This window comes from Photorhabdus thracensis (assembly GCF_001010285.1).
GTDB classification, from domain to species: Bacteria; Pseudomonadota; Gammaproteobacteria; order Enterobacterales; family Enterobacteriaceae; genus Photorhabdus; species Photorhabdus temperata.
In genome coordinates, this window is record NZ_CP011104.1 from 1,979,556 (window position 1) to 1,995,305 (window position 15,750).

10 protein-coding genes are annotated in these 15,750 nt (G+C 42.9%); 9 read left to right on the forward strand and 1 reads right to left on the reverse strand.

The window, feature by feature from the left end; translation table 11 throughout:
• Positions 1–362 precede the first annotated feature (362 nt).
• The gene (locus VY86_RS08430; protein ID WP_238591598.1) at positions 363–641 is read left to right on the forward strand and encodes a hypothetical protein; all 279 of its coding nucleotides are present in this window, start codon (positions 363–365) and stop codon (positions 639–641) included.
• On the opposite strand, the gene VY86_RS08435 is transcribed toward VY86_RS08430, so the two are convergent.
• Positions 634–1,758 (reverse strand): ISAs1 family transposase, encoded by a 1,125-nt coding sequence (locus VY86_RS08435; protein ID WP_046973730.1) that lies wholly within the window; start codon positions 1,756–1,758, stop codon positions 634–636. The genes VY86_RS08430 and VY86_RS08435 overlap by 8 nt on opposite strands.
• A gap of 231 nt (positions 1,759–1,989) precedes the next feature.
• On the opposite strand from VY86_RS08435, the gene VY86_RS08440 reads away from it, so the two are divergent.
• The 8 genes from VY86_RS08440 to VY86_RS08475 all read left to right on the forward strand — a co-directional run bounded on the left by VY86_RS08440 (position 1,990) and on the right by VY86_RS08475 (position 15,714).
• Positions 1,990–2,964 (forward strand): sensor histidine kinase, encoded by a 975-nt coding sequence (locus tag VY86_RS08440; RefSeq protein WP_238591599.1) that lies wholly within the window; start codon positions 1,990–1,992, stop codon positions 2,962–2,964.
• The gene (locus VY86_RS08445) at positions 2,964–3,590 is read left to right on the forward strand and encodes a response regulator transcription factor (protein WP_046974627.1); all 627 of its coding nucleotides are present in this window, start codon (positions 2,964–2,966) and stop codon (positions 3,588–3,590) included. Before VY86_RS08440 ends, VY86_RS08445 begins: the two co-directional genes overlap by 1 nt.
• 101 nt (positions 3,591–3,691) lie before the next feature.
• Entirely contained in the window at positions 3,692–4,189 is a 498-nt protein-coding gene (locus VY86_RS08450; RefSeq protein ID WP_046974628.1) for a GlcG/HbpS family heme-binding protein, read from the forward strand.
• A gap of 941 nt (positions 4,190–5,130) precedes the next feature.
• Complete coding sequence (gene pulA / locus VY86_RS08455) at positions 5,131–8,397, forward strand: pullulanase-type alpha-1,6-glucosidase (protein WP_046974629.1); 3,267 nt, start codon at positions 5,131–5,133, stop codon at positions 8,395–8,397.
• Positions 8,398–8,716: 319 nt separating this feature from the next.
• Positions 8,717–10,177 (forward strand): DUF3375 domain-containing protein, encoded by a 1,461-nt coding sequence (locus tag VY86_RS08460; RefSeq protein ID WP_046974630.1) that lies wholly within the window; start codon positions 8,717–8,719, stop codon positions 10,175–10,177.
• Positions 10,178–10,221: 44 nt separating this feature from the next.
• Positions 10,222–11,130, forward strand: a complete 909-nt coding sequence (locus VY86_RS08465; protein WP_052760798.1) for a DUF4194 domain-containing protein — start codon at positions 10,222–10,224, stop codon at positions 11,128–11,130.
• Positions 11,123–14,521, forward strand: a complete 3,399-nt coding sequence (locus VY86_RS08470; protein WP_046974631.1) for an ATP-binding protein — start codon at positions 11,123–11,125, stop codon at positions 14,519–14,521. The genes VY86_RS08465 and VY86_RS08470 overlap by 8 nt, the downstream gene beginning before the upstream one ends.
• Positions 14,518–15,714, forward strand: a complete 1,197-nt coding sequence (locus tag VY86_RS08475) for a DUF3322 domain-containing protein (protein WP_046974632.1) — start codon at positions 14,518–14,520, stop codon at positions 15,712–15,714. The genes VY86_RS08470 and VY86_RS08475 overlap by 4 nt, the downstream gene beginning before the upstream one ends.
• The last annotated feature ends 36 nt before the right edge of the window (positions 15,715–15,750 follow it).

Below are 15,750 nucleotides of genomic sequence, written 5' to 3' on the forward strand. Positions count from 1 at the left end.
GTCTTAAATTATTCAGGAAATTTGACATGATATTAAGAGCCTTAGTAAAAACTGCCGTAAACGCTTATCCAGTATTCATTTATCGAAATTATTTTATTAATGGCTGAAAAATGCTCGGGAAAAATGAAAAAGCTGGAATTTAATATTACCGTAGTCAACTACTTATTTTGAGGAATGTTTTGATGAAATAATTACACTGTAATGAATTTTATGTGACACTAAATTACAAACGTTATCTAAAATCCAATTCACCCTGAATTTGTTTGCTCTGATAGTTGTTTCATTTATATATTCTTACTACATCTTAACATCATGAAATATATCCTTTCGGTAATCATATGTGGCATTTTTTTGCGTGGATCGTGTTAACAATCTTAACGGCCTGGGGAATGATTAATCATTCATTAGAGCAAAATTATCAACAACAAACTGTTTCATTTAATATCCTTTATCGGGAATTGAGTGAAAAGCTTGCACAGCATGATGCCATTGTATCGCTAATGGATGCTAATATCGGATTAGAGCAGTTACAGGAAAATTTTCCGCAAATCATCGGATTACAGGAGATTCCAGTCAATGTATTAATATTCCCTGTAATCAGTGAAGAGGGCAGGGCTAACGCATCAAAGCTCATTATATAAACAAACTCAAGGATTCGAATAAATAATCATCATTTAAACAACAGAGCCTGCGTTTATTTTCCATGCTTAACTTACGGGATTTATTCTGTTTCAGCATATTCAAAATCCATTTTCTGAGTACAGCTAAATTTTCACCGGCAAATCCTATCCGGGCCTGGAGTTTATCCTCTCGAAACGCAACATCAAGTGACCAGTGTAAATGATTCTCCACCGACCAGTGAGAGCGTGTTGCTTGCAAGGCTTTCTCCGCATTCATTGGCTGGCTACTGATATAAAATCGGACAAAATCATGCCCACGTCCTTTTTCTGTCCGTTCAGATTGGACTGCTATTATCGTCTTTGCTTTCCATTTCTGACAAATGGGCATCTGCTCACCAACAGGGAATTGCCAGCATCGGCGATGTTCCTGGCGACCATGCTGATTATCAAATTGTTCGTAGAAAGAGGGGCCGGCAAGATCTTTTGGCGTATTCGCCCAAAAAGCGTGAAATTGCGCGCTGACTTCAGCGGCCAGTGTCGGCTGATTATCTTTGACTGCCAGCAAATAATCCGCGGATTTTTCCAGAATAATCTCGGCGATTTTTGTTTGCGTTCCCGCAGCATCAATGCTCACAAGACATCCTTCCAGCGCCAATAATTGGAGAAGTTCAGGAATGGCTTTTATTTCATTGGATTTTTTCTCCACTTTTTGTTGCCCAAGGCAGAGTCCCAGTTCAGTTGACCAGACATTGACGGTATGGATACGATTAGCTCCCCGACCTTTTGCTGTTGCCCTTAACGCCTTACCGTCAACCGCCAGTTGCCCTGAAAGACCTTCCTTTTTCAAAATATGATCCACCCATTCCTGAAACAATGATTGCAGGGTACTGGCTGGCATAATGGCAAAAATCCGGTTAAAAGTGTCATGTGAGGGAACCCCATTTGCCAGGGTTAACCAACGCTTAAACCATTTTTCGCGTTCCTGAGCAAAGAGCGCAATTTCGGACCAGGTATCAAAACCACACATCATGGCACAAAGTGCCATAAAAATGACCTCAGATAGCACATGAGAACATTTTGCTTGTTGACGTGGGTCAGGTAAGGCTTCGAGGTAGTCAAACAGGGCTTTCTGAGTCATAAATAAGGCCATTATTACGGGAAGTTGTGGATAAATAACGGTAAACAGATAAGATTGCAACAAGAATAAAGCGTGGCTTATTTTGTACGGTTAATTCGTCATCTTATGGATAAAAAATGATCATGCGTTAGCCCTGGTGAAGAGGGAGATGGGAGATATTGGCTTAATAGTACGAACAACAGTATCCGGTTATTGATTGATCTCAATATCCTTATGAAGAAATTATCATTATTGTCACAATTTCGCTGGGTACAACTGGATTGGAATAACCGGCCATTGATTACACATGGGCCGGAGAAAGAGCAGTATTTTTGGAACTGGGAGAAAAAGCTGACCAGTCGTTTTCAGCCTTTCGTGCTTAAAGCCAGTAACAATCAACAATGGTTGCAACTGCCGTGGGGTTATATTACTTGTCTCAGTTTCTTATGGGCGGTGATTATCTGTTTTATCTTTTTAATTCAGAAGAATAAGAGATTAAGGCAAATTTCTGATTTACGGGCACATTTCTTTGAATTCACCCGTTTGAATACCATGGATGAAGTGGCAACGGGTATCGTTCATGAGTTAAACCAGCCTTTGACGGCGATTATGAGTTATAATCAAACTGCACTGCGGCTAATGAAAAAGCAGCAATATGATAAAATCACTTCAATACTGGACTCATCAATCCTGCAAACTCAACGCATCGCAAATTTATTAACACAATACCGTCAAAAGTTGACGACGGGTAGTATTGTATTACAGGCTGTAAATATTCTATCGATATTAGGTCGTGTTGAAATATTGCTCGAAAATGAAATAAAAGCCGGGAAGATAAAGATCATCAAACATATTTGTGATGATTTGCCAATGATATTCGCCGAACCATTATGGGTAGAACAGATATTCCATAATTTAATCAGTAATGCAATTCAGGCGCAACAAGATCACACAAACAATCAGAATTGGATCTGCATTGATATCACCTACGCTGACGAAATGATAAAAGTCGTGATTGCAGATAGTGGACCAGGATTAAGTGATGAGGTTTTGAAAAACATCTTTATTCCATTCTTTACAACACGCCAGCAGGGAATAGGATTAGGAATGACTTTAACGGAGACATTAATTCAGAAACTTGGTGGTGATATTCGTGCCGAAAATAGCGAAACCGGTGGTGCTCGTTTTATTATTTGGTTACCCGTCAATAAAGGTAAGGAGGAGTAATGGCAGCAGTGATTTATCTCATTGATGATGATGAAGCGATTCGTGATTCAATATCTATGTTGTTAGAAACAATGAATTGGTCGGTAATTTCATTTCCTGGCGCTCAAGAATTTCTTGATGAAATTGATAAGACAAATATTTCAGCGCTTCAGGGATGTATTTTATTGGATATTCGTATGCCGGGAAAACCTGGATTGACGTTACAGGATGAACTTCTAAAGCTCAACAATACATTGCCGGTGATTATTATGACAGGACACGGAAATATTGACATTTGTCGTCGTGCTTTTAAAAACGGCGCCTTTGAATTTTTAACTAAACCTATTGATGCAGATTTATTGATTGAAACAGTTTCAAGTGCATTATCACTTCATCAGAAAATATTTAAGCAACGTCAGATATATGAGCAGTTGAAAGCTAAATTCAGCCAGTTATCTGAGCGTGAAAACGAGGTGATGGCAATTATCCTGGAGGGTAAAACCAGTAAGCAAATTGCTCAACAACTGGCATTATCTCCACGGACAATTGAAGCTCATCGGGCTAATATATTTCATAAATTGGATATACACTCTTTACCACAATTAGTAAAAGAGTATGAACTATTTAAGTCATTATCTTATGGCTAAGTATTTATACTAAGCAGGATAAGTAATCAACCTAATAGATACAGTCTATAAATCTCATTAAGTTAGAGGGGAATAATTTACCAACTTAATGAGGTTTATCTATGAAACGTTCTCTTCTTTGTACTATCCTGGCGACAGGTTTATTCGCACAAACGGCTTTTGCTACATCAATAATTACTGAACGTAATATTTCGCTTGAGTTAGCAAATAAATTAGCCTCTGAGGCAATTCAATCCTGTAAATCGAATAATTATAACGTGACGGTTTCTGTTGTTGATAAAAGTGGGGTTGTGAAAGTGGTTCAGAGTATGGATAAAGCGGGTTTACATACCGTTGAAGCGAGCAAAATGAAAGCTTATACTGCATTATCTACCCAAAGAACGTCAGATGAAGTAATGAAATCTGCACAATCAAATCTTGGCGCTCAAAATCTGGTGCATATCCCCGGTTTCCTATTATTAGGTGGTGGTGTTCCGGTTAAATCTGGTGATGAAGTGATTGGTGCGATTGGTATTGGTGGTGCCCCAAGTGGTTCTTTAGACCAACAGTGTGCTTTTGATGCAATTCAAAAAATTTCATCGGAGTTGTCTCAGTCATAATAATTAATAAAGTATGTAGGGATAACGATAATGGTGAATTAAATCTATATTTCTACTGATGACTATAATATTCGTTATGTTGATATGTAAAATATAGAATTTAGGTTTAATATCTTTCATCGTCGTATCTCTGCACAGAGACAATAATTTAAATAGCTTTCCATAATACTGATACACCTATGCCTTTTGTTTTCTTTTTGAACAACATTGGTTCTGTAGCCTATCTCATTGATTCTACAGACCACTTGGATGAAAAGGCTGTATATCTTGGTACACAAGGGCTGGTTGGAAGTGGAGCATAATTATGAAAACTTATTTAACTTATTGTCTCTAATTGTTTTTATTTGTGGTAAATAGGCTTTATTTAGCCTTGGCTCTATTTAAAAATAGCGATTTCATAAATTTTTATATTATTGGTATATGTTTTTACACAGGTGTGGAGCCTGTAACAAGTTACACTTATATCTAACATAAGAGAGAAATTCAGGATTAGGAAAAATAAATAACATTTCATAATTTTGCTACACATGGCCTTCTTCAACCCATTGTTATATATAGAATTATGAGTAGTATAAGATGTAGCGCTATTTTGGAATCTTATTTATAACAGTCCATAATTCTGCATCACAATAAATGCTTTTTTGCAGAAATAATAAAGTTTGTGAAAGTACATAAAAATAACAATCAATGTGCCAGATATTATTTTTGCACTGTAGTAGATGGCATAATACAAATAAACTCAAACGAACCTTATGTAATAAAAGGTTATTACATAATTATTGTGCGCGATATCACGAAAAAGTATCTCCTCCTGACTCCTACTCCCTATCAGTATCAAAATTAGGAGGATGCTGCGTTATTCTAGGCATTATTTAATATTTCCGTTTCATTGAATTAACAATAATATCGTCGCTAATTTTTTACTATTAAAAGGTTTGATTATGGTAGCTCACTTCGTTAAACAGGCTTACCGGGCCCTATTAAGCAGTACATTTGTTTTACTGGCTGGCTGTGATAACAATGGTTCTTCATCCAATACCCCGCAAGAGCCGATAGCACATCTCCCTATCAAAATACCGGGTGAAGCCGCCCGTGCTGGTGATTTACAGGCCGTGATCCATCTGGTGGACATTGCTAAATTAAGTCAAAGTCCGACAACAAATCATGACTACAGCACTAACACGCTTTATCTATGGAACGATAAAAACTGTGATTCCTTGGCTTCTCCCTCATTGAGCTGGAATGATTTCAGTGCAATTCCTACGGGCAGCGATAGTTATGGCCCTTACTGGGTTGTGCCGTTAAACAAAAACGAGGGTTGTATTAATTTTATCGTGCGTGATGGCAACAACACTAAATTGATCGACAGTGACCTAAGAATTTCCTTCTCCGATTTCAGTAACCGTACCATTTCTGTGATACCCGGCAGTAATCAAATCTATAGTAGTCGGGCGGAAGCCTTTGAATCTGTGTTCGGTGTTTCCCAGGCTTCGGCACATTGGGTCGACAATCAGACACTGTTGTGGTCAGGCGGAGCAGATAAGCCTTATGTCCGTTTATATCATAGCCGGAGCAAAGTCGTAGCCAATGACCAAGGAAACTTTACTGATAGTTATCTGGCATTAACACCGACTACCCTGAGCCAGAAAACAGCTGATCGATTTCCACACTTGAAGAATTTAACAGCGTTCCGTCTGCCAGAAGACACGGATATCGAGACATTACTCACCGGTGATCTGGTCGTGTTGGCGACTAATAAAGAAGGTTTGTTATTATCGGCGACTCAGGTACAAACTGTCGGAGTGCTAGATGACCGTTTTGCTGATGCAGCTGAGAAGTTGGAATATGGTGCGCTGATCAGCGATGCAGGTGTGACCTTCCGCTTGTGGGCGCCTACTGCTCAGAATGTCGGGCTGGTTATCTACGATACAGATAAACAGATAATCGCCAACCATCCAATGAACCGTGATCCTGCTAGTGGCGCTTGGTCATGGCAAGGAGATAAAGAACTGGTTGGTGCTTACTATCGCTATGCTCTAACGGTGTACCATCCACGTTCCCGCAATGTGGAGCACTATGAGGTCACCGATCCCTATTCCCACAGCCTGTCCACCAATTCGGAATACAGCCAGGTAATCAACCTAGATGATGAGGCACTGAAACCACAAAACTGGGATAGCTTGATTATGCCGCGTTCACAAAGTACACCGGCGGACATTGCGCGCATGGCCATATATGAAGCTCATGTCCGTGATCTCTCCGTTGCAGATAGCACGGTGCCAGAAGCCTGGCGTGGTAAATATCTGGCTCTGACCGCTAACAACAGCGATATGTTCAAGCATCTTAAGGCATTGAGTCAGGCCGGAGTCACTCATATGGAGCTGTTGCCGGTATTTGATTTGGCTTCCGTTAATGAATTCAGCGACCAAGTAGCTGATCTTAACCACCCATTCAGTCGCTTATGTCAGGTCAACCCTATGGTGAGAAAGAGTCGCTTTGCTGATTACTGTAATAGTTCACAAACCGTAGGTGAAGTGTTACAGGAATTGCTGAGTGGTGACAATGCCGATAACCCGCAGGTACAAGAGTTGAATGCAATGATTGCGGAAACCGACTCCTACAACTGGGGCTATGATCCGTTCCATTACTCAGTACCGGAAGGCTCTTATGCCACAGATGCGGAAGGTTCGGTACGTATAAAAGAGTTTCGCGCCATGATTCAGGCTATCAAACAGCAACTGGGAATGAATGTGGTCATGGACGTAGCGTACAATCACACCAATGCTGCGGGCCCAACAGACAGATCTTCCGTGTTGGATAAGATAGTTCCTTGGTACTATCATCGCCTGAATGAAATCAGTGGTAATGTTGAGTCCAACACCTGTTGCCACGATACGGCGCCAGAGCACCGCATGTTCGCTAAACTGATCGAAGACTCATTGGTTACCTGGGTTAAGGACTATAAGATCGACGCATTCCGATTTGACTTAATGGGCTTTCATCCTAAGGCACAGATGTTATCGGCGCTGGCAAAAGTACGTGCGATTAACCCATCGGTCTACTTCTTCGGTGAAGGTTGGAATTCCGGGCAGGACGATCGTTTCGAGATGGCTTCACAGATTAATCTTAAGGGCACCGGGATTGGTACTTTCTCCGATCGATTGCGTGATGCAGTACAGGGTGGTGGACCGTTCGATTCTGCTGACAGCATTCGTATTAACCAGGGAGTGGGTAATGGTGCTGGAACGTTACCTAACGAACAGACTTGGTTAAATGCTAATGAGGTGCGTCATCTGGCGGATCTGGTACGTTTGGGTATGGCGGGCAATCTGGCTGATTTCGTGTTGATCGATAAAGATGGGGCGGTGAAAACCGGCAGAGAAATTGACTACAAAGGGGCTATAGCCGGTTATGCTGCTGATCCGATTGAGGTGATCAATTATGTATCCAAACACGATAATCAAACGTTATGGGACCTAATCAGCTACAAAGCGGCACGTGAGGCGGATCTGGCAACCAGGGTTCGCATGCAGGCAATATCCCTCGCTACTACATTCCTTGGGCAGGGACTGGCCTTCGCCCAACATGGATCGGAACTACTGCGTTCTAAGTCTTTTACCCGTGATTCCTATAATGCCGGCGATTGGTTTAACCGTGTCAGCTACACTTACCAGGACAACAACTATGATGTTGGTATGCCGGGCCTGCGTAATGATGGTGGAAATTATGCATTGATTGAACGAGTGAAAAACGTAGTGGATAAACCAGGCCAAACTGAGTTATTGCAGATGACAGCTTTTTATCAGGAACTGTTGCGCCTGCGTCAATTTTCACCTCTGATGACGCTCGGTGATGGTGCATCGGTTAAGCAACGTGTCGATTTTCGTAATGTCGGGCCGAATCAGCAAATTGGATTACTGGTGATGACGATAGATGATGGTAATACCACCGATGATGACCGTGATTTGCGGTTTGACGGCTTGGTGGTGATGATCAATGCTGCACCATGGGTTGCTACGGTGAAAGATCTTAATGTCAAGGGATTGAAGTTGAATGATATTCAAAGCGAGCTGGGCAACACTTCGCTGGCGGCCGGTATCAAAATAGCAAAAGATGGCGCTGTTACGTTGCCGGCCTGGTCGGTAGTGGTGCTGGTTTTACCACAAGGTGGCGTTCGCGGTACTGGTTTGCCTGTCCGCAGGAAGTAACGCACAGGAATTTTCCACTGTTTGCATCGGGGCGGTCTGTCCAGACCGCCCATCTTTAACTTCGAAGGGGTACTCCCGCCGCTTCCCTTGCTGATGATAATTGAGACATTGTTTATCATCTTAATTCTTTCTCTGATCACAGCGCATAATAATTACAAGAGTTAATGACAGGCGTTGACATAATAAAAAACATGATGATATGGTTTTTATTTGATTGTGAATTATACAAAATTCTTAGTGGTGGCTTTTTGGAAAGAGTGGTGACGGGCCAGTACTCATTTAATTGCTTTTTACTCATAATCACACAGAGGGAGGCAAGTTGAACTTCCAAGGGTTACAGGCAAAATACCGCCGTTTATTTCAGGAAAGTGCGGCCTGGAAACTGTTAAGAGCGGATAATTCCCCTTTAATTTTGGCATTTTTGGGGGAGTTATTTTCGGAGGATAGTGAAGTCCCTTTTAGTCGTGCCCGCGTGTCACTCGATGCAGAGTTGGTACGTTGTCGTGAACTTGGTCTTTGGGAAACGGAAACAGGTGCCGGCACGTATCTCAATAAATGGATTCGGGAAGGCTGGTTGCGTGAGATGGATGACACATTAACAAAAACGGATGCCAGTGAAATTGCGCTCCGATTTAGTCAGGGGCTTGACGAGCGCAGTTCAGGAACTACTGCGTCTCATCTTCGAATTGTTCAGGAAGCGGTCAGGGACTTTGCGGTGGCGATTAGCCCAAATGTCGATGAGCGTGTCACGCTTTTGGAAGATAGAAAATCCGAAATTCAGAGAGAGATTGATGCCCTGAGGGCAGGTGTTGTAACCGAGCTGACCGAGGTTGAGCAGCGGGAAAGAATTCGTGAAATCTACCAGTTGGCTTCTGTTTTAACGGGTGATTTTCGCCGGGTTGAAGATGAAATTCGTCGGTTGGATCAGGAAATTCGTATTCAAATTATTGAGGGAGACTCCACCAGAGGAGATATCCTTCTTGCTGTTTTAGAGAAAGAAGCGTTGTTGGCTAAAACAGATGCCGGTAGTGCGTTTGAAAGCTTTTTTGATTTGTTATGTGATCAAAATAGAACTATGGAGCTGCGGGATCAGCTTCGAAGCATTTTAAATCGTCCGGTCGCAGAATACTTAACGACCCAGCAACGGCAATTCTTGAGTCAGCTCATGCGAGAATTGAGCCGCGAGAGTGACAGAGTTTTTCAAATCAGGCGAAGAACGGAAGAGAGCTTGCGTGCTTACATAGAGAGTGGCACTGCTCAAGAAAATCGTGCTGTTGATAGATTGCTTGGTCAATTGGAACGACTCGCTGTTGAATTGAAGAATGCGGATTGCGACTTGCAAACAACAACAGCTCTTTCATTGCCCGTTGGGGCGGCAAGTATTAGCTCTCCCGAAAGCATGCTCCTTAAATCACCCGATGAAAAGCTGGATACCTCAGGTGTTGAAGAACAGCTTAACTCTCGAGAACCGAGTATACAGATGCTGGATTGCCTTGATGCTGTTCAAATTCGATTGATCGCTGAGAAGGCGTTAGTAACGTTAAAAGAGTTTGGTCCAATGACGATTGCATCTATTGCACATTATCACCCGCTTAATTCAGGGTTGGAGGAGTTAGTTGCCTATTTGCGGGTTGCGAAATCTGTCGGGGCTGCATCATTGGAAGAGAAGGAATCAATTGAAATTAGTGACAAACAGGGCGTTCGCTTGCGGGTGTCTATCCCCACTTTTCTTCTGAGTGCCGACCTGTTTCCAGACAGTTTGGATGAATTGGTTCTGTAATGGTGAATAGAAAGTGGCTATAGTCTCATAGTATGAGGGTTGGAATGCATAAAGGCAAAAAGTTGAATAAAGATCGTGGCACCCGCGCAACCCTTGGGAAATCTGATTCAGATCCTCAGAAAGAGCAGCAAACAGGGTTTTTTGATCAGTTGATAAAACATCATACTCAATTAGAGTATAACCCGCTTACAGGCACATCCGTTGTTGAATCTGCTGTCGCTGCCAATAAAAGTTCATCCGTTGAAGTTGATGATGTATTAGTCAATGATCACCCTGAAAGCTCAAACAGTGGTATGCCGCCTGATGCACGCCGGGTGCTGGTTAGCTTGCTGCGTCAGGGCGTTATATTGTCTTCGCAGAAAGCCAAGTTGTTTGAATCGCTTTGTCGATACCAATGTGCTGTACGCAAACATCTGTCAGAAGTCTATTTGAAGCTGGTTTTAGATGAGAAAGCGGGTGTCGCCTTTATAGCCGGCTTTCAAAATGAGGAAGATACTGAATCATTGGGCATAGATGGTGAAGAGGTTGTCTCTCTGATTAGCCGAAGGACGCTCTCTTTATACGATACGTTGTTGCTGTTAGTGCTGCGCAAACACTACCAAGATCGGGAAACATCCGGCGAGCAAAGGATTATCATTGATATCGAGCGTATAGAATCCCATCTGACACCGTTTTTACCGCTGACAAACAGTACTAAATCTGATCGGAGAAAACTCAAGGGTGCTCTTGAGAAAATGGTGACGAAAAAAATATTGAGTTCGGTGCGGGGAAGTGAGGATCGCTTCGAGATTACACCGGTGATCCGTTACGTAGTTAGTGCTGAATTTCTCGAGAATATGCTGAATGAATACCTGAAAATGGCGGGCGAGAAGGGTATTGAGCTAAATAAAAACGGCAGCAACGCTGTTGATTATCAAGACGAAGAGGAGGAAACAGGAGATGAAAATGACTGATCAAACTCTTTCGGCTGATTCATTATTTCATGTTGGTCAAATCAGATTAGCCGAACTTTCAGTTTATAATTGGGGGTCATTTAACGGCTTGCATACCGCGTTGATCGATCCTATGGGAACTTTGGTCACTGGGGATAACGGCGCGGGAAAATCGACGTTTATTGATGGTCTTATGGCTTTGCTCCTTCCTGCCGGAAAGGCAACCTTTAATGTGGCTGCGGCGCAGGGTGATCGTTCTGACCGGACTTTACTTTCTTATATGCGGGGAAGTTTTGGATCTGCTCATGATGGAGCGGGTACGAGAGTCAGAAGTAAGCGTGAATCTGGCGTGGTGACTGGGCTTAGAGCGTTATATCAGGGTGATGATGGTTCAAAAATCACACTTGCGGCACTTTTCTGGATCACTAAATCGACGAATGTGCTGGCGGACGTGACGCGAGTTTATGTTGTCGCTAAGAGAGACCTGACTCTTAAGGAAATGCTTGATGCCTTTGGGGATGGTAATGCCCGATCATTCAAGCAATGGCTCCGTGATGACCCGGCAATGACATGCTGTGATGATAATTTTTCCGATTATCAGGAGTTGTACCGAAAGCTTCTGTATATGGACAATAAGAATGCGCCTGCACTGTTGTCGCGGGCGTTGGGCCTGAAAAAAATTGATGATTTAACCGGGTTGATTCGTGAATTGGTACTTGAACCGAGTACAGTCAAAGATGATGCCAAAAAGGTAGTGGAAGAGTTTGCTGATCTGGTGGCGATTCATAGTCAATTAGTGGATGCAAGAGCACAACAGGTGCACTTATCCAGGTTACCCGAACTCAGCTCAATTATCGAAAAAACGACGAAAGAATTTGAGGCGCTAACGGTCGAAAGAAATAGTCTTCCGGTCTACTTTGGGGAAATCTTCGCACAATTGTGGAGTGAGAAAATTGCCGATATTGAGGCTGAACTTGAAGCACTATCCCTCAAAATTAAGCAAGCTGAAGGGCAGAAAGTCGATGCGGATAAGCTGGTTGAACGAAGACATGAGGAATATCTTCAGTTTGGCGGGGATAAAATAGAATCGCTTCGAAAAGAGATGGGTCATACCCAAGATCAATTGAATCGGGTGGTCAGGAACTCATCACAATATCAAACTCATGCCAACGAGCTGGCTCTTCCTTCTGTATTAGAGGAGGCTGTATTTCTCAAAAATCAATCCGAAGCATCAGCCAGGCTTGCCAGTATTCAGCGAGACGAAGAGGAGTATCAGGACAGGTTTGCCACCATCAGTGCCAAATTCAGTGAGTTGCAAGCAAATATCCATGATATCTCTCAGGAAATTCGGGAAATTGAGGCAAGGCCGGATTCTAATATTGATGTGAAATATCAGCAATTGCGGGATGAGCTGGTTAATTCCTTAGAATTAAGTAAAGACCAATGTGTATTTATCGGTGAGCTTATCGACGTCGAAGATCATGAAAAGATATGGCAAGGCGCGATAGAGAGGGCGTTAGGCGGGTTACGAACAACACTGGCTGTGCCACATCATTGTTATTCGATGGTGACTCGCTGGTTAAACGCCCGGCATACGGGTTTACATGTACGTGTTCAAGTTGTGAATAATGCTGAGACTAACCAGGGTCAATCGGCGGAGTTTAAGCCTGATGGTTATTTAAGGAAGCTGGTATGGCGCACTCACCCTTATCGGGAGTGGCTCAAGCGTCACTTGCAGAGATTTGACCTGCAATGTGTTTCGAATACGGAAGAATTGGATCAAACCCCGTTTTCGATGACACAACAGGGGTTAATGCACATGGATAAGGGGCGCTTTGAGAAAAAAGATCAGCACCGGATAGATGATAGAAGACGCTGGTGTCTGGGCTTTTCAAACAAATCACGTTTAGCCATTCTTAATAACGATAAAAAAGATTTAGGTTTGAAACTGGAGGAAACCGGAAAAAAGGTGAGCCAGGCCCGTCAGGATTTGAATGCTGTTTCTGATCGTAAAATACTTTGGGAGAAGCTCCAAAGTTACCGTTGGGATGATATTAATGCTCCTTACTGGCACGAAAAGTTTTCTGATTTGCAGACTGACCTTAAGGTGTTAGAACAGTCAGGCGGTGATCTTGATAAGGCCAGAGAACGTTGGGAATTGGCTAAAGAGCAATTGGCTCAAATTCAATCGGCATTAAATCAACTCAACTCTGATTCTGGTGGCGTTAAAAATACGCTGAGAAATGCACAAGAAGAATGGAATAAAGCGCGGGCAAAAGCGGAGAAAGGATTACCTGATTCAGCCAGGCAGTTACTTGCGATTCGGGTAGGCGTGCTTAATACAAACGATTTAAGCCGGATGGCTGAATTGGTGTCGAAAGTTGAAGAAGAGTTGGATCGTCTATTAGATTCTAGGCGGAACAATAAAGACAGAGCGGAAAGATCAGCCATCAGCATTATGGTTTCGTTCAGGTCTAATGATAAATGGCAAGTCTTCACGGTTGACTGGCAAAGTGATATTGGCAGCTTACCTGATTATCTTAATCATTTACGACAACTGGAAGAGGAAGGGCTTCCCAACCTTGTGGAGCAGTTTATTGAACGTTTGAATAAGCATGCAACGCAGTCGCTGGCGCGGATTAAAACTAAGCTTGAATCTGAACGGGAAGATATCCTTGAGCGGATTGACATTATTAACCGGGTCCTCAAGCGTACAGAGTTTCGATCAGGTACACATTTAAAGCTGGGTTCAAAGAGGGAGAAATTCCCGCATGTTAATGAGTTTGAACAGCATCTGCGTAAGGTGCTTAGTCAGGTAACCAGTGATGACCATGAAGCACGGTTCCGTCAGTTGGCTAAGGTAGTTGAGATCCTTGGGAAAGCAAGTGCGCCAGGTTCTTCAAATACATTGGAAAGTTTAAGGCTGCTTGATCCCCGTTATCAGATGTCATTTTATGCCGAAGAATTGGATATCAATACGGGTGAGATTCGTGATGTATTGGAGTCATCCAGTGGAAAGTCCGGTGGGGAAAAAGAGTCTTTTGCGGCAACTATTGTCGCAGCAAGTTTGGCCTATGTTTTGACGCCTAATGGCTATGATCGACCCGTCTACTGTACTGTTTTCCTGGATGAAGCGTTCTCGAATACGGCCGAAACAGTAAGTCGGCGTGTGCTTAGGGTGTTTAGGGAACTGCATATTCACGTTAATTTGATTACACCTTATAAAAACCTGAATTTGGCGAGAGAATCGGCCCGCTCGTTGCTCATTGCGGAAAGAGATCAGGAAAACCACGACAGCCATTTATGTGAAGTCACCTGGGAAGAAATTGACCGGAGAATGGGGGAAGAGAAGGAGAAAAAGTTAGCAGCTGAGGCTTCTGGTTTAGGTATCGAACTTGAGAAACTGATATGAAAAGAGAGCTGAATGGGGGGCGCTGGGGGTTATTACCGGCGCAGGTTAAGAATCTCATTAGGCAACGTGAGTGGGATAATCTTTCCTCACTAAGGGCTCGATTACTGGGCAGCAGAGCATTCCCTGTTCGCGTTGGTTTAAAACCCCCTAGAGGCAGTTCTGCCATATCAGATATGGTTCATTTTCAGCGGTTTGTTGATGAGTGGAAATCATTTCCCTATCAAGACCATGTGGAGTGGTCTTCTAAAAATTTCCGGGAGTTGTCTGAGCAGCGAATCCCGGCTTTTGTTGTTATTGAATCGATGCAACATTTGATTCAATTTTTAGGGAATGATGCCCTTTCCCGAAGTAAGGTATGGGAAAGAAATATGAAGCCATTCTTGCGGATTGATAAAGATCTCTATCCTGCATTGGTTAAATGTATAGATATTGTGGAAAAACTCTCTCTGAAAGATGCGGAATTATTGGCAAAGCTGCTCCCACAATTAAAGCAAGGTTTGGGGGAAGGACAATATTTAAGAGCATTACCCCTCATTGGTATTGATACTAAGTTTCTTGAGAACCACCAAATCCTGATAGAAGAGCTGACCGATGTGATTCACAAAGGTGCCGTTTCAGCATTTGGTGGTCTTACTGCTTGGTTGGGTTGTTTAACAAATCCCAAGGGCTGGTTAACTATCAGACCGCTTTGCCATACTGCGATGGCCGCGCTTGGTGGAATTCCGATACTTCAAATACCGGGTGAATTACTTAAACAGCACGAACTTCCGGCATCGAATATATTAGTCGTCGAAAACTTACAGTCTGGTTTGGCGTTGCCCGACATGCCTGACACGATAGCGGTGATAGGAGGAGGGAAAAACATTGCCTGGATGGATGCGGCATGGTTAAAAGGCAAGCGTGTAGGGTATTGGGGAGATATTGATACCTGGGGCTTGTCGATTCTCAGTGACGCCAGAGACAAGTTTGTGGATATTGAATCCCTGATGATGGATGTTGAAACCGTTAAAGTTCATGAAGATAGAATGGTTCCTGAACCAAATCCAGTTGAATCCAGTCCTTCATCGCTAAATGAAGATGAAGCAAGGTTGTTTAATGATCTCATCTCTGGCCGGTTCCACTCTTCACGTTTAGAGCAGGAGCGTCTTTCATCTGATTACATTAGAAGCAAACTTATAGATTGGCTGTCCTAATTCGGCAGCCACCAAGCGCACGGTGTTTTCTGTTTA